The sequence below is a fragment of the Serratia surfactantfaciens genome (genome assembly GCF_001642805.2).
Taxonomy (GTDB): domain Bacteria; phylum Pseudomonadota; class Gammaproteobacteria; order Enterobacterales; family Enterobacteriaceae; genus Serratia; species Serratia surfactantfaciens.
Genome location: NZ_CP016948.1, coordinates 118,788 through 133,714, shown reverse-complemented (window position 1 = coordinate 133,714; position 14,927 = coordinate 118,788). Strand labels below are relative to the sequence as shown.

Sequence of the window (14,927 nt, the reverse complement as noted above, 5' to 3'; positions counted from 1 at the left end):
GTGTCAACTCTCAGCCGTCATACGGTTAATACTTTGTTTTAATGGTAAAAACAGCCATTCCCAGATGCGCCGATGCGTCGTCAAGATATCGGCCTCGACGTCCACGCCCACCGGGAGCGCACGCGTGCCCACATCGGGCGTTATCAACACGCGAAAGCGCCGGTTGTTTCCCGTTAGGGCCTCAGGACTTGCGCTGATGGCAGCAACCGTACCGGACACTTTCCCAAACCACTCCCAAGGCAATGATGCGACACGCATGAAAACATGCTGACCCGCTTTCACTTCCTGCAACGCGGAAGGCGGGATCCACATTTCCACGAATGGGCGCGCGTTTTCCGGCACCACGACCGCAGCAACGGCACCCGCAGCCACTCTCTGCCCTTCCAAAATGCTCATTGAAGCGACGACGCCATCAAGTGGAGCCACTACCCGCGACTCCACGACCGCAGAAGCATTAATCACCTGTTGTTGCAGCGTAACCTTCTGCTGTTGAATGTCAGTAATAGACTGTTTTTCCTGCGATTCAGAGCGAGCCAGCTCATCCAGGAATTGCAGCAGCTCGCCTTTCACCCGCGCGATATTGATTCGATGCGTGTTCAACTGCGCGATGGAATCATGGTATTCGTTCTCCCGCTCAATTTTCTCTTGTACGGTCGTAATACCTTTCTGTAACAGCTGTTGATAAAGCTCCATGCGCTTCTTCAAACCGGCGACACGCTCCGACTCTGCCGCCGCCGCGGCTTGAATCGCCACCATTTCCCGTTCTTTGGCGCCGACTTTCTCACGCAAACGCAGGCGTTCTTCTTCCCCCTCTTTACGCCGTTCTTCCGCACGCTTTTGCAATTCAGTAAGTTGACGCTGAGCCGCATCTTGCAACGCCTGATTCATTCCTCCCCCCGCATAGGCGACGTCGCGTGAAAACGTTGCGATAACATCGCCTTTTTTCACCCTTTCTCCCTGGCGGACTTCGATGCGGCCGATGATGCCTTCATGATTGAATACCGCCTCCGCTGCGGAGGGGGTATAGATCACTCGCCCGGTGACAGGGACCCTTTTGGCATAGGTGGTAAATAACAGGAGAATAGCCACCAGCAAAACAGCAGCGGCGCTCCATAAGGCAATTGGCAACACTGATGGTGCCGACACGGTAAAATCGCCCAGCCAGGCATTTTTTTTATGCTGCAACGCCTCCGGGCGGAAAAGAGAGTTTTCTTTGTCCATCGCGCTAACGGCTGATATAGAGCAGGCGCTCAGGCATATCGATGATCACCTGATGTCCCCGCATGAACTTCATTCCCAACAAGCCGTCGAAATCCAGTTCCTGAGGCGTTGCGCCAAGGGTGACAACGGCCAGATCATCACGAGTCGTCCCTTCACGATCCGTAAAAGCGATTTTTGTCACCCTGCAATCCAGGTTTGATGCTTCAGGTTCAATATCGCGACAGCCAGAAAACAGGAGGCCTGGCGGCAAACGGTCGGAAAACAACAGAGAATGGCTGGCCGCCGTATCGACAATCAGATGCAAAGACGTATCGCCTGCAGAGGCGATAACGCGTAGCCCAGAGGCGGTGGGTTCAATAGGGTAAGATGACCATTTCTTTATGTCAGAAGGCAAATCGGCCAACAGTTGCAACCGATCGTTTTTAAAATCCATCAGCACCCGGCGCTCTCGAAAAAGCCCCAATCCCATAACTTCATTCACGGGGACATCACCGCCAATGCTTAATCCCCATGGTTTGAAACTGACCGTTTCAACATTATCGAAAGGAATGTTTGAAATAAATAACCGGCTAATTTTCCAGGCGGAGACATTATTTTCTCCACCGGAAACATCCATCAACCGACGAGGCGCTTGTTTCGACACTTCCAGACTCGGATTAGCCACCAAGTTGTCAAGATCGTGTTTATAAAGATGCATCCCCTCCCCGCTGCCGGTATCCAGCATTAAGGTATGAAGGCGGTTATCGATCCGCACATCAATTAGCGGCAACCCACGCTCATCATACCGCAAACGCCCAAAATCAGCGGGTGGATCCGCCATGCTAATGCCGGAAAAAAAGAATGCCAACAAGGATAGCCGTTTGATCATGAGTTAACCTCTAGGTTTTTCATGATTATATCTTCACTCACACCCGATTCAATCAAATGCGAAGCCGCGCGGCTCATAATCTTTCTTATCGACGGACAGAACACGGTTTCACGGTTGAAATCATCGCCTGAGGAATAGCGTTGAATATGGCGGCCACCGCCGCAAACTTTTTGCCATACGCAATCAGCGCAAACGGTAGGAAGCTGATTATTCACCGCCATATATTTTTTCATCTGCCATGAAGCCAACGTGCCTGACAGCATTAAATCCTGAACATTGCCAATAGGCGTAAATATAGCGTCATTAGTCGTTCTGAGCGTATCATCCACATACAGATCGCCATCGGAGCTCACCGTGAAAGCGAGAGTGTCGCTTCCGGCTTTACTCACCCCCATTACTGGACTGAATTCTGAACTCAACATGGATTGAATGTGCGTATGGAAGTAGCGTACATACACCTCTTTATCCGCATCCAAAAAGAACTCATCCAACGCTGAGCAATAAAAATCTGACAGTCCGTCAGGATCGGTACACGTATCATGGCTTTCATCAGGAATGAGGAAGTCAAATTTTTTGCATTTCAGCACATCAACAAAATGGCGATAAATCTCAGCACCTTTTACCGAGGGATTGGCGACGCACAGGATACCGGGTTCATCGATAAGCCGACCCGCCTTCCAGGCTGCCTGTAGCATCTCCAGCCCTTTTACCGTACCTTCGTAGGTGCTGCGGCCCTTTCTATCCAGACGGTGCCTGTCGTTAATGTGCTTAGGACCATCAATAGAAATACCCACGCTGATATTATATTTCGAGAAAATATCAATCCACTCATTATCAATAAGGATAGCGTTTGTTTGGCAGGCCAGGTTGAGCCTGGCGCCTTGGTAATCACCTGAAATAAGCTCTTTGCAGGCGTTATCGAAACGCTCTTTCCCCATCATTAATGGTTCGCCACCATGAAAATCAACCTGTACCGTTTCTATTTCATACTCCTGACAGGCCCGCTCGAAGAACCCCCTCAGGTCTTTAATGATGTTATGAGAAATAATTGGTTTTGAATTTATTGCCAAATCATTGCCCAGGTTGAATACATAGCAATACGTGCAGTTAATGTTGCATCGTTCACTAACCTTTAGAATTATTTCAAGATGCTTTATTTTTTTCTTATTCGTCATTGCCTGCACCACGGTTCAACAAATGAGGAAATGCAGGGTGGTTTCCCACCCTGCACCAAGACTAATTAGAAACTCTTAGACCAACGCGCAAAGGCGTTGACCCAACCGCCAGAAACGCTATCCAGCATAGATTGAGCCAGTGCTTTTCGTGCGTCTTTTTTATCAGCTGCAACGGTGACGGCTGCTTTATTCATGCTAATTTCTTTGGCTAATTTAGACATCACATAATCCTTTTTGTATTGCACACCGGAATTGATGTGCGCAATTACCTTTACTTAAACATTGTTAAAGATAAAGAAGAAAAAACCAAAAATGTTACACAGGATAAGTTTTTTGTTACTGGATTGATAATTTAAAGACTATTTCAAAAAGTTGAGCTATACCTCTAACGCAATATAAAGCCAAAAACTAAAAGTGTCAGAATAAGGTTTAAATATTATTTACTGACACAGGAAATTAAAGTCATAGATTATTCATGACATATTCAGCATCGGAGGCGTATGAACGGTCAACGTATTGGCTACATTCGGATTAGTCACTGTGAACTGAGTCCCGAACAGCAACTGGAAAGAACTCTGGTAGATAAATCTTTCATTGATAACGCGTCAGTCAAGGATCTACAACGCCCAGAGCTGGATGCCCTGTTCTCGGCAGTGCGCAACGGCGATACCGTGGTGGTTCAGAGCATGGATAGATTGGCACGCAACCTGAATGATCTGCAACGTCAGGTCCACAGACTGACCGATAAAGGCGTCACCGTTGAGTTTGTGAAAGAGAGTTTGACGTTTACCGGTAAAGATTCATCAGCGGATAAGCTAATGCTGTCTGTCATGGGCGCATTTGCCGAATTCGAACGAGCTTTAATTCGTGAACGCCAGCGCGAAGGCATCGCGCTGGCCAGAGTGCGCGGCGCTTACCGGGGTAGAAAAAAATTGCTGTCCTCCGAGCAACAGGCTGAATTGCGGTTACGCGCAACAAACGGTGAGAGGAAAACGCAGCTTGCTCGCGAATTTGGCATCAGCAGAGAGACGCTTTACCAATACCTGAAAAGATGCGGTTAATGGCTCTTCTGCGACAGGTCCCCTACGCAGAAGAGCGATATCGACTGATGTTGAACCGGCGGGTCAAGAAACTCACTCGCCGTGTGCCTCCATCCATTCAGATTTCAGATTTTTTCACCTGCTGCCAGGCCTCTTCCATCTGCTCCAGCGTGGCGTCTTCCAACCGCAGCCCGCGTTGCTGAACGATCTCTTCCACCTGGCGGAAGCGGCGTTCGAACTTGCGGTTCGCCGCCTGCAGCGCGTTCTCCGCCTTGTGCCCCAGATGACGCGACAGGTTCACCGTGGCGAACAGCAGATCGCCGATCTCCTCTTCCAGCTTGCTCTCGTCGACCACCGCCTGGCGGGCTTCGTGCATCACTTCATCGATCTCTTCGTACACTTTGTCCAGCACCGGGCCCAGAGTGTTCCAGTCGAAGCCGACCGAGGCGCAGCGTTTTTGGATCTTGTGCGCTTTCATCAATGCCGGCAGCGCCTGCGGAATATCGTCCAGCACCGAGTGCAGCGCTTTTTCGGCGCGCTCGCCCGCTTTCAGCTGCTCCCAACGCGCCGCGACGGTTTCGCTGTCTCCGCCCTCGGCGTCGCCGAAGATATGCGGATGACGACGCTCCAGCTTATCGCTGATGGCGGTGCACACCTCATCGAAATCGAACAGCCCCTGTTCCTGCCCCATCTGGGCGTAGAACACCACCTGGAACAGCAAATCGCCCAACTCGTCGCGCAGATCGGCGTAATCTTGCCGCTCAATGGCGTCCAGCACCTCGTAAGTTTCCTCCAGCGTGTAGGGCGCAATGGTAGCGAAGGTTTGCTTGCGGTCCCACGAGCAACCGACCTGTGGGTCGCGCAGCGTTTTCATGATGTTCAACAGACGCTGCAGCGGAGTGGATTGGGTCATAAAAAATCTCTGAGAAAAAAGGGCGTGCTGATATGCCCGCCGGAACTGATGGAGTTCGGGCCGCATCGACATCGGATGCGGCCCGAAAAGTGCCGTGGGCTTAGTTGCCGTGCAGACGCTTGGCGTCTATCACGTCCGGCAGCTGGTTCAGCTTCGCCAACACCCGCCCCAGCACCTGCTGGTTGTAGATTTCGATATCCATGTCGATGGTGGCCAGCTGTTTCTTGGTGTCGCTGCGGCTGGCGACGCCCAGCACGTTGACCTTTTCGTTGGCCAGAATAGTGGTGATATCGCGCAGCAAGCCGCTGCGGTCATTGGCCATCACACGCACCACCAGCGAATAGCCGCTGGAGTAGCTTTCGCCCCATACCGCGTCGACAATGCGTTCCGGCGCGTGGGATTGCAAATCGACCAGCTGATCGCAATCCGCACGGTGGATCGAGATGCCGCGCCCCTGGGTGATAAAGCCGACAATGTCGTCGCCCGGGATCGGCTGGCAGCAGCGGGCGATGTGGTGCATCAGATTGCCCACCCCCTCCACCACCACTCGGCCGTTGTCCTTGTTGCGGGTCGGCGGCGGCGCTTTTTGCTGCACCAGCTGGCGCAGCGCCTCGCGATCCTGCTCTTCGGCGCTCGGTTTGTTGAACTTGCCCTGCAGGTAATTCACCATCTGGTTCAGGCGAATGTCCCCGCCGCCGATCGCCGCCAACACTTCGTCCAGCGAGTTCATGTTGTAACGCGGGATCAGCAGCTTTTCGGCCTCTTTCAGGCTGATGCCGAGGTGTTCCAGTTCGTTGTCCAGCATCTGGCGGCCGGCAAGAATGTTCTTGTCGCGATCCTGCTTGCGGAACCAGTTGTGGATCTTCGAGCGCCCGCGGCTGGTGGTGACGTAGCCCAGGTTCGGGTTCAGCCAGTCGCGGCTCGGGTTCGGCTGCTTCTGGGTGATGATCTCAATCTGATCGCCCATCTTCAGCTGATAGGTGAACGGCACGATGCGGCCGCCGATCTTGGCACCGATGCAGCGGTGACCGACGTCGCTGTGAATATGGTAGGCGAAGTCGAGCGGCGTGGAGCCGGCCGGCAGATCCACCACGTCGCCTTTCGGGGTAAACACATAGACCCGATCGTCGAACACCTGGCTGCGCACTTCGTCGAGCATCTCGCCGGAGTCCGCCATCTCTTCCTGCCAGGCGATCAGCTTACGCAGCCAGGCGATGCGCTCTTCGTAGCCGGAGCGCACGGTAACCCCCGCGCCCTCTTTGTACTTCCAGTGCGCGGCCACGCCCAGCTCGGCGTCCTCGTGCATTTGCCGGGTGCGGATCTGAATCTCGACGGTTTTGCCGCGCGGCCCCAGCACCACGGTATGGATCGACTGGTAGCCGTTGGGTTTCGGGTTGGCGACGTAGTCGTCGAACTCGTCCGGCAGATGGCGGAAGTGGGTATGCACGATGCCCAACGCCGCATAACAATCCTGCAGACGCTCCGCCACGATGCGCACCGCGCGCACGTCGAACAGTTCGTCGAATGCCAGGTGCTTTTTCTGCATCTTGCGCCAGATGCTGTAGATGTGTTTCGGCCGGCCGTAGATCTCTACCCGAATGCCTTCGCTGGCCATCTCGGCGCGCAACCCGGCGACGAAATCGTCGATGAACTGTTCGCGATCGATGCGGCGCTCGTGCAACAGCTTGGCGATGCGCTTGTATTCTTCCGGGTGCAGGTAGCGGAAGCAAAAATCTTCCAGCTCCCATTTCAGCTGACCGATACCGAGCCGGTTAGCCAGCGGGGCGTAGATATTGGAACACTCTTTCGCCGCCAGCACGCGCTCGTCTTCCGGCGCGTCTTTCACCTCGCGCAGATGGGCGATGCGCTCCGCCAGCTTGATGACCACGCAGCGGAAATCCTCTACCATCGCCAACAGCATGCGGCGCACGTTGTCGACCTGTTCGGAGGCCATCGAGTCGTTTTGGGTGGCTTTCAGTTGGCGAATGGCGTCCATGTCGCGCACGCCGTGCACCAGCGCGACGATGCCCTTGCCGAACGCTTCGGTCAGGATCTCTTCCTGCACGATACCGGCGTCCACCAGCGGGAACAGCAGCGCGGCGCGCATGCTGTCGTTGTCCATGCTCAGCGTCGAGAGGATTTCCACCATCTCCAGGCCGCGCCACAGCAGCAGCGAGGCGTCGGGATGGTTTTGGGTCTGCTGCTCACAATAACGCCAGGTTGCGGCCAATCGCTCACATGACTGCGGGTTAGGTAGCCCCAAGCTGGCGATCCACTCATCGAGAGCGAACTCACCCGCCGTATTCAGATGTGCACTTCTTACCGCAACCATAACCTCTCCCTACTTTGCAGCGACCTCTGGCGCGCGCTCGTTGATAAACAGCGCCATTGATTCAAGATGCCCCGTGTGCGGAAACATATCCAACATCCGCACGCGCGCAAGACGATAACCGGCGCTCAACAGCACTTTGCTGTCGCGAGCCAGCGTGGTGGGGTTACAGGAAACATAAACCACCCGCGCCGGCGCCAGTTTTACAATATGTGACATCACCCCGGCCGCACCGGCGCGGGCGGGATCCAGCATCACCTTATCAAACCCTTGTGCTGCCCAAGGTTGCCGCTCCACGTCGTCCTCCAGATTCTCATGGAAAAACGACGCATTATTCAGCTTATTCTTATGTGCATTATATTGCCCATTCGCTACCAGCGTGGCAACACCTTCGATGCCCACCACCGCAGCAGCGCGGCGCGCCAGCGGCAGAGTGAAGTTGCCCATGCCGCAGAACAGGTCCAGCACCCGATCATTGGGTTGAATGTCGAGCCATTCAAGGGCCTGCGCCACCATTTGTTGGTTTACGGCGTCATTGACCTGAATAAAGTCGCGCGGGCTGAAGTCTAAGCGTAGCCCGTCAACCTGATAATACGGCGCGTCACCGCACAGTTTTTCCAACCGCTCGCTGTCCGGCGCCAGGTAAACGGCGACGTTTTCCCGCTCGCCAAACGCCAACAGCGCCTGCCGATCCGCGTCCTTCAGCGCATCGAGATGGCGCAGCACCAGCAGCGGACCGTTATCCGCCAGCACCAGCTCCACATGCCCCAGCCGCCGCACCGCCTGCAGCCCGCTCAGGCAGGTGCGCACCGGCGCCAGCAGCTGTTCCAGCTCCGGCCGCAACACCGGGCAGTGCGCCACCGCCACCAGCTCGCTGGAGGCCGCCTGGCGAAAACCCATCATCAGGCGCTGCTGCTTCGGCTGCCACGCCAGGCTAAGGCGGGTGCGGCGGCGATAGCCGTATTCCGGGCCGGCGATCACCGGTTCCTGCTGGGGAGTTACCCCGGTTTCGCGGGCGATCATGCGCACCAGCGCCGCCGCCTTGCTCTGCTGTTGCAGCGCCTCATCCGCGTGCTGCTGCTGGCAGCCACCGCATACGCCAAAATGCGGGCAGCGCGGTTCCACCCGCTGCGGGCTGCGGCTCAGCAGGCGCTTGAGCTTGCCTTTGGCGAACTGGCGCTTGTCTTCGGTCAGCTGAATTTCTGCCTGCTCGCCCGGCAGTACGCCCGGCACGAACACCGCTTTGCCGTCGTGGCGCGCCACGCCCTGGCCGAAAGGATCGAGATCGCTCACCGTCACGGTGAAGATTTGTGAGCTCTGCCGGGTCGTCACGCGGCGTTTGGGAGAGTAGAATTGCGCCATATTTGTCGATTGTGTGCTGGTTCATTAAGCTAGTGTCAGCTGTCAATTCTCCCACATTGGAATCCCATGACCAAATACAGCCTGCGTGCGCGCATGATGATCCTGATTCTGGCCCCGACCTTGCTGATTGGTTTGCTGCTCAGCACCTTCTTCGTGGTGCATCGCTACAACGAGCTGCAGGAGCAATTGGTCGACGCCGGCGCCAGCATCATCGAGCCGCTGGCGGTGGCCAGCGAGTACGGCATGACGTTCCGCAGCCGCGAGTCGGTCAGGCAGTTGGTCAGTCTGTTGCATCGCCGCCATTCGGACATCGTGCGTTCGATCACCGTGTTCGATGCGCAGAACAACCTGTTCGTCACCTCCAATTATCATCACAACTTCGCCCAGCTGCAGCTGCCGAAAGGCGTACCGTTGCCCACCGACCTGATGCTCACCCGGCGCGGCGATTCGCTGATCCTGCGCACGCCGATCCTGTCGGAAAACCAATATCCGGATGAAAACGCCGACGGCGGCAGCCATCCCGACAACAACCTGGGCTATGTGGCGATCGAGCTGGATCTGCAGTCGGTGCGGCTGCAGCAATATAAAGAGGTCTTTGTCTCTACCCTGCTGTTGTTGCTGTGCATGTGCATCGCCATCCTGTTCGCCTACCGGCTGATGCGCGACGTGACCGGCCCGATCCGCAACATGGTGAACACCGTCGACCGCATCCGCCGCGGCCAGCTCGACAGCCGCGTGGAGGGCTACATGCTCGGCGAGCTGCACATGCTGAAGAACGGCATCAACTCGATGGCGATGTCGCTCACCGCCTACCACGAAGAGATGCAGCAGAATATCGATCAGGCCACGTCCGATCTGCGCGAAACGCTGGAGCAGATGGAGATCCAAAACGTCGAGCTGGATCTGGCGAAAAAACGCGCGCAGGAGGCGGCGCGCATCAAGTCCGAATTCCTGGCCAACATGTCGCACGAGCTGCGCACCCCGCTCAACGGCGTGATCGGCTTCACCCGCCAGATGCTGAAAACCGATCTGAGCGCGACCCAGACCGATTATTTGCAGACCATCGAACGCTCGGCCAACAACCTGCTGACCATCATCAACGACGTGCTGGATTTCTCCAAGCTGGAGGCCGGCAAGCTGGTGCTGGAACACATTCCGTTCGCCCTGCGTGAAACGCTGGACGAAGTGGTGGTGCTGCTGGCGCCGAGCGCCCACGACAAGGGTCTTGAGCTGACGCTGGATGTGCACAACGACGTGCCGGAGCAGGTGATCGGCGACTCGCTGCGCCTGCAGCAGATCATCACCAACCTGCTGGGCAACGCCATCAAATTCACCGAAACCGGCAATATCGACATTCGCGTCGAGCTGCGCAAACAGCTGGAGCGCCGGGTAGAAGTGGAAGTGCAGATCCACGACACCGGCATCGGCATTTCCGAACGCCAGCAGTCGCAGCTGTTCCAGGCATTCCGCCAGGCGGACGCCAGCATCTCCCGCCGCCACGGCGGCACCGGGCTGGGGCTGGTGATCACACAAAAACTGGTGAAGGAGATGGGAGGCGACATCTGCTTCCACAGCCAGCTGAATCGCGGCTCGACCTTCTGGTTCCACATCACGCTGGATCTGAACGAGGGCATGCTGTCGCTGGCACCGAGCCTGCCGGATCTGAACGGCAAAACGCTGGCCTATATCGAGTCCAACCCGACGGCGGCGCAGGCGACGCTCAACATGCTCAGCGTCACGCAGTTGGTGATCACCCACTCGCCGACGCTGGGCCAGCTGCCGCAAGGCCACTATGACTTCCTGCTGGCCGGCGTACCGATCCCGTTCCGCGACAACATGGCGCAGCACGAGGACAAATTGCTGGCCTCGCTGAAGCTGGCCGATAGGGTGATTCTGGCGCTGCCGTGCCAGGCGCAGATCGACGCCGAGCTGCTTAAGCAGCAAGGCGCGCTCGGCTGTCTGATCAAACCGATCACCAGCACCCGGCTGTTCCCGCTATTGAGGATGGAGGCGCCGGCGCGCCTCACCGCGCAGCCGGAGCGTAAACGCCTGCCGCTGACGGTGATGGCGGTTGACGACAATCCGGCCAACCTGAAGCTGATCGGCACGCTGCTGGGTGAACAGGTGGAGAAAACCCTGCTCTGCGAGAGCGGCGAGGAAGCGCTGGAGCTGGCGCGCGACAACGTGTTGGATCTGATCCTGATGGACATTCAGATGCCGAAGATGGATGGCATTCACGCCAGCGAGCTGATTCGCCAACTGCCGCATCACAACTCCACGCCGATCGTCGCCGTCACCGCCCATGCCGCCAGCGGCGAGCGCGAGCACCTGCTGCAGGCTGGCATGGACGACTACCTGGCCAAACCGATCGACGAGAAAATGCTGACCCGCGTGCTGTCGCGCTACCACAGCGGCGACGCGGAAAGCGCCGTCGCCGACGATGCACCGCTGTCGCTCGACTGGCCGCTGGCGCTGCGCCAGGCGGCCAACAAACCGGATCTGGCGCGCGATCTGCTGCAAATGCTGCTCGATTTCCTGCCGCAGGTGCGCGAACGGGTGCAGACGCTGCTCGACGGACAGCATGACGACGAGATCCTCGATCTGGTGCATAAGCTGCACGGCAGCTGCAGCTACAGCGGCGTGCCGCGTCTCAAACAGCTGTGTTTCTACCTCGAGCGGCAGCTGCGCCAGGGCGTCACCAACGACGAGCTGGAGCCGGAGTGGCTGGAGCTGTTGGATGAGATTGAACTGGTGATCCACGCGGCGCGCGCGCATCTGACGCAGCCCGCCTGAATCCGCAGGCCATAACGCAAAAAGGCACGCCGCAGCGTGCCTTTATTTTTTAAAGCCGGACGCTTATCACTGCGCCAGCAGGTACAATTGGCTCTCGCCGCGCTGAATATTCAACGCCAACACCGACGGCTTGCTGTCGAGAATCTTACGCAGCTCGCCCAGGTTCTGGATCGGCTGTTGGTTCACTCCCAGGATCACATCGCCTTTTTTCAAGCCGATGCGCGCCGCGGCGCTGCCGGCTTTCACACTGTCGACCTTGACGCCTTTCTGGTTGCCGACCTGGGTGTTGCTCAGCTCGGCACCCTCGATGCCGGTGTAAATATTGCCCGAGGCCACCTGGGTCTGCGCGCTTTGTTCCAGCGTAACGTCAATCGTTACCGGCTTGCCGTCGCGGATAATGCCCAGCGACATTTTGCTGCCGACCGGCAGCGTGCCGATCTCCGCCCTGAACGAGGCGAAGCTGGAGATGGCCTTGCCGTTCATGGTGACGATCACGTCGCCGGCCTTGATGCCCGCCTTCGCGGCGGAGGACTTCGGCATCACCTGGCTGACGAAGGCCCCGCGCTGCGCGTCGACCTTCATCGCCTTGGCCAGCTCGGAGTTCAGCTCGGTGCCCATGATGCCCAGCTCGCCGCGTTTCACCTGGCCATACTCAACCATTTGCGCCGTCAGGTTTTTCACCATGTTGCTCGGAATAGCGAAGCCGATGCCGATGTTGCCGCCGTCCGGCGCCAGGATCGCGGTGTTGATGCCGATCAGTTCGCCGTTCAGGTTAACCAGCGCGCCGCCGGAGTTGCCGCGGTTGATCGCCGCATCGGTCTGGATGAAGTTCTCGTAGTTTTCGATGTTCAGGCCGCTGCGCCCCAGGGCGGAAACGATGCCCGAGGTGGCGGTCTCACCCAGCCCGTACGGGTTGCCGATCGCCACGGTGTAATCGCCGACGCGCAGCTGATCGGAGTCGGCCATCTTGATCGCCGTCAGATTCTTGAAATCTTTCAGTTGGATCAGCGCGATATCGGAACGCGGATCCTTGCCGATCACCTTGGCGTCGAAACGGCGGCCGTCGCTCAGCTGCACCTGGATCTTGTTGGCGTTGTCCACCACATGGTTATTGGTCACCACATAGCCCTTGGCGGCATCGATGACCACCCCGGCGCCCAGCGCCTGGAATTTCTGCTGCGTACCCTGCGGCTGGCCATCCGGCCCGGGCTGTTCGCCGCCCTGGCACATCGGCGAACCCTGGAACGGCGAACCGTCCTGGCAGAACGGCGAATCTTCGCCGAAGAACTGTTGGAACTGCTGCGGCATGCGCGGCGTATTGACCGTGGTGCTGCCCTCAACGTTAATGCTCACGACGGAAGGCATCACCTTTTCCAGCATCGGCGCCAGGCTCGGCAACTGCTGGGTGCTGGAAGAGGCGGTTTCAGCGGCGCTGGCCGTGACCGGGCCGATCGCCATACCGATGCTGAATGCCAGTGCGCTCAGAACTAATGCGGTTTTTTTCATCTGTGTGTCTCTTATAAAGTCGTTCAAAAAAGAATGGCCGTCTTGCGTGCTTATTCAGAGTTAATTAATAGCCTGAAGTTCCGGCACAGATGATTGGCAATAGTAAACAAATATTGTCCGTCTTTACAAAACTCGAGACAGCCAACCGGTTGGAATTGCTAACAATTATTCCTCAGCTTAATTATTCCGCCGCCATCAATCGACGATATTCATCATAGGCATACAGGTCGGTCATTCCGCTGATATAGTCCTGCAATAAACGCGCGCGGAAATAATATTCCCGAATGGCTTGCTGCTCCGGCGATAAATGCTGCAGCCCTTCTACCGCCTCCACATACGCCAGCCGATGCTTGGTGGACAGCTTGTGGAACAGGCGCGTTTCGATCGGGTAAGCGCGATGACTGTCCTCGCGCACCAGCTGGCTGAAGTCCGCCAGCGACATCGCCAACAGCGGGCTGTAAATGTCCAGCAGGCCGCTGATCACCCGGTAGCCTTGCAGCTCGAGCTGCTCGACCTCGGGGTGGTTGAACACATGCTTGAACGCCACATTTTTAAATATTTTCAGCAGCCGATAGGCCGGGCTGGAATCCTCCAGCAGCGCCTGATTGAAACTGCCCTGATAAACCGCGTCCAGATTGTCGATAAAGCGCTGCGCCGCGTGCGGCACCAGCCGCGCCACGGTAAACACCCGCAGATACATGAAGAACTGATCTTCTGCGCTGCGCCGCGCGCCGCCGCGATCGATCTTGCGAAACGCGCTGGCGACGGTCTTGTCGAACAGATCGCCCGGCACCACCTCGCCCCACTCCTGAATCAGGTGCTGATACAGCTGCTCGACGGTGAAAATGCTCTTCTCCACCGCGTCTTCCAGATCGGCCACGCAGTAAGAGATATCATCGGCGGCCTCCATAATATAGGTCAGCGGGAAACGATCGAACTCGCCCATGTGCAGCTCTCGCCGCAGCCGATCGACAAAGGCCTCTTCCGCCAGATAGTAACCGGGCTTTTTCATCAGATAGCTGTGGCTGGCGGGAATATCGCCCGCCCAATAAGCCGGGCGGGTGTATTTCAAAATGCAGCCGACCTGAGCGTAGGTCAGGTTGAGCTTCAACAGGCTGTACACCATGCGAATCGCCTGGGCGTTACCCTCGAAGTGGCTGAGATCCTGACGGATCCGGCTGCGCAGCCGGTTCAGATCGCTCTCCCCTTCATGCAGGCGCAGCGCCGCCACCTGGCAGCGATCGTGGCTGCCAGGTTCGCTGCCGCAGCTGGCGGGATCGAGGCGCTGGGCAAACCAGTCGTTGATCGCCGACTCGCCGAAGTGACCGAACGGCGGGTTGCCGATATCGTGCATCAGACAGGCCATTTCCACGATGCTTTCAAACGGATCGAGCAGCCGAGCCAGGCCGAGTTCATCGATCTTCCCTGCCTGTTTGAAGCGGTTGAGGATCTCTTTGGCGATGTGGCGCCCGACCTGCTGCACCTCCATCGAGTGCGTCAGGCGGCTGCGTACCGCCGCGTTGCGCTCGAGCGGAAACACCTGGGTTTTTTGCTGCAGACGGCGAATGGCGGCCGAGTTGACGATGCGACCGCGATCGCTCTCGAACTGCCGCACGATGTCGTACTCTTCCTCAGCCTCGATCGGTTTACTGAAAGGCCGTTGGAAACTGATTTTTTGCTTGAAGTCGATCCCGGACATCTGTTCCTCCGCCGTTACGCC

11 protein-coding genes are annotated in these 14,927 nt (G+C 57.2%); 2 read left to right on the top strand and 9 right to left on the bottom strand.

Annotated features, from left to right (window positions below; all coding sequences use genetic code 11):
• Window positions 1-3: 3 nt before the first annotated feature.
• The 4 genes from ATE40_RS00545 to xyeA form a co-directional block, all read right to left on the bottom strand.
• Window positions 4-1,221 (bottom strand): HlyD family secretion protein, encoded by a 1,218-nt coding sequence (locus ATE40_RS00545; RefSeq protein WP_063918174.1) that lies wholly within the window; start codon window positions 1,219-1,221, stop codon window positions 4-6.
• A gap of 4 nt (window positions 1,222-1,225) precedes the next feature.
• Complete coding sequence (locus ATE40_RS00540; protein ID WP_063918173.1) at window positions 1,226-2,089, bottom strand: hypothetical protein; 864 nt, start codon at window positions 2,087-2,089, stop codon at window positions 1,226-1,228.
• Window positions 2,086-3,264: a cyclophane-forming radical SAM/SPASM peptide maturase XyeB gene (gene xyeB / locus ATE40_RS00535; protein WP_063918172.1), complete on the bottom strand. Its 1,179-nt coding sequence runs from the start codon at window positions 3,262-3,264 to the stop codon at window positions 2,086-2,088. The genes ATE40_RS00540 and xyeB overlap by 4 nt, the downstream gene beginning before the upstream one ends.
• Before the next feature lie 65 nt (window positions 3,265-3,329).
• Window positions 3,330-3,485: a XyeA family cyclophane-containing RiPP triceptide gene (xyeA, locus tag ATE40_RS23960; RefSeq protein ID WP_071891933.1), complete on the bottom strand. Its 156-nt coding sequence runs from the start codon at window positions 3,483-3,485 to the stop codon at window positions 3,330-3,332.
• A gap of 279 nt (window positions 3,486-3,764) precedes the next feature.
• On the opposite strand from xyeA, the gene ATE40_RS00530 reads away from it, so the two are divergent.
• Window positions 3,765-4,325: a recombinase family protein gene (locus ATE40_RS00530; protein WP_063918171.1), complete on the top strand. Its 561-nt coding sequence runs from the start codon at window positions 3,765-3,767 to the stop codon at window positions 4,323-4,325.
• Window positions 4,326-4,422: 97 nt separating this feature from the next.
• Here ATE40_RS00530 and mazG read toward each other — a convergent pair whose 3' ends face one another.
• The 3 genes from mazG to rlmD form a co-directional block, all read right to left on the bottom strand.
• Complete coding sequence (gene mazG, locus ATE40_RS00525) at window positions 4,423-5,217, bottom strand: nucleoside triphosphate pyrophosphohydrolase (RefSeq protein WP_063918170.1); 795 nt, start codon at window positions 5,215-5,217, stop codon at window positions 4,423-4,425.
• 100 nt (window positions 5,218-5,317) lie between these two features.
• On the bottom strand, window positions 5,318-7,549 hold the full coding sequence (gene relA, locus ATE40_RS00520) for a GTP diphosphokinase (protein ID WP_025159647.1): 2,232 nt from the start codon (window positions 7,547-7,549) through the stop codon (window positions 5,318-5,320).
• Window positions 7,550-7,558: 9 nt separating this feature from the next.
• Entirely contained in the window at window positions 7,559-8,908 is a 1,350-nt protein-coding gene (rlmD, locus tag ATE40_RS00515; RefSeq protein ID WP_063918169.1) for a 23S rRNA (uracil(1939)-C(5))-methyltransferase RlmD, read from the bottom strand.
• Window positions 8,909-8,974: 66 nt separating this feature from the next.
• Between rlmD and barA the strand changes: the two genes are divergently transcribed.
• The gene (gene barA, locus ATE40_RS00510) at window positions 8,975-11,701 is read left to right on the top strand and encodes a two-component sensor histidine kinase BarA (RefSeq protein ID WP_019455097.1); all 2,727 of its coding nucleotides are present in this window, start codon (window positions 8,975-8,977) and stop codon (window positions 11,699-11,701) included.
• Window positions 11,702-11,767: 66 nt separating this feature from the next.
• Here barA and degP read toward each other — a convergent pair whose 3' ends face one another.
• Both degP and dgt read right to left on the bottom strand, forming a co-directional pair.
• Entirely contained in the window at window positions 11,768-13,207 is a 1,440-nt protein-coding gene (degP, locus tag ATE40_RS00505; protein WP_019455096.1) for a serine endoprotease DegP, read from the bottom strand.
• 181 nt (window positions 13,208-13,388) lie between these two features.
• Window positions 13,389-14,906 (bottom strand): dGTPase, encoded by a 1,518-nt coding sequence (dgt, locus tag ATE40_RS00500; protein ID WP_063918168.1) that lies wholly within the window; start codon window positions 14,904-14,906, stop codon window positions 13,389-13,391.
• Window positions 14,907-14,927 lie beyond the last annotated feature (21 nt).

Coding starts and splice junctions, on each gene's coding strand:
- ATE40_RS00545 (WP_063918174.1), bottom strand. CDS start 1,221: ATGGACAAAGAAAACTCTCTTTTCCGCCCGGAGGCGTTGCAGCATAAA.
- ATE40_RS00540 (WP_063918173.1), bottom strand. CDS start 2,089: ATGATCAAACGGCTATCCTTGTTGGCATTCTTTTTTTCCGGCATTAGC.
- xyeB (WP_063918172.1), bottom strand. CDS start 3,264: ATGACGAATAAGAAAAAAATAAAGCATCTTGAAATAATTCTAAAGGTT.
- xyeA (WP_071891933.1), bottom strand. CDS start 3,485: ATGTCTAAATTAGCCAAAGAAATTAGCATGAATAAAGCAGCCGTCACC.
- ATE40_RS00530 (WP_063918171.1), top strand. CDS start 3,765: ATGAACGGTCAACGTATTGGCTACATTCGGATTAGTCACTGTGAACTG.
- mazG (WP_063918170.1), bottom strand. CDS start 5,217: ATGACCCAATCCACTCCGCTGCAGCGTCTGTTGAACATCATGAAAACG.
- relA (WP_025159647.1), bottom strand. CDS start 7,549: ATGGTTGCGGTAAGAAGTGCACATCTGAATACGGCGGGTGAGTTCGCT.
- rlmD (WP_063918169.1), bottom strand. CDS start 8,908: ATGGCGCAATTCTACTCTCCCAAACGCCGCGTGACGACCCGGCAGAGC.
- barA (WP_019455097.1), top strand. CDS start 8,975: ATGACCAAATACAGCCTGCGTGCGCGCATGATGATCCTGATTCTGGCC.
- degP (WP_019455096.1), bottom strand. CDS start 13,207: ATGAAAAAAACCGCATTAGTTCTGAGCGCACTGGCATTCAGCATCGGT.
- dgt (WP_063918168.1), bottom strand. CDS start 14,906: ATGTCCGGGATCGACTTCAAGCAAAAAATCAGTTTCCAACGGCCTTTC.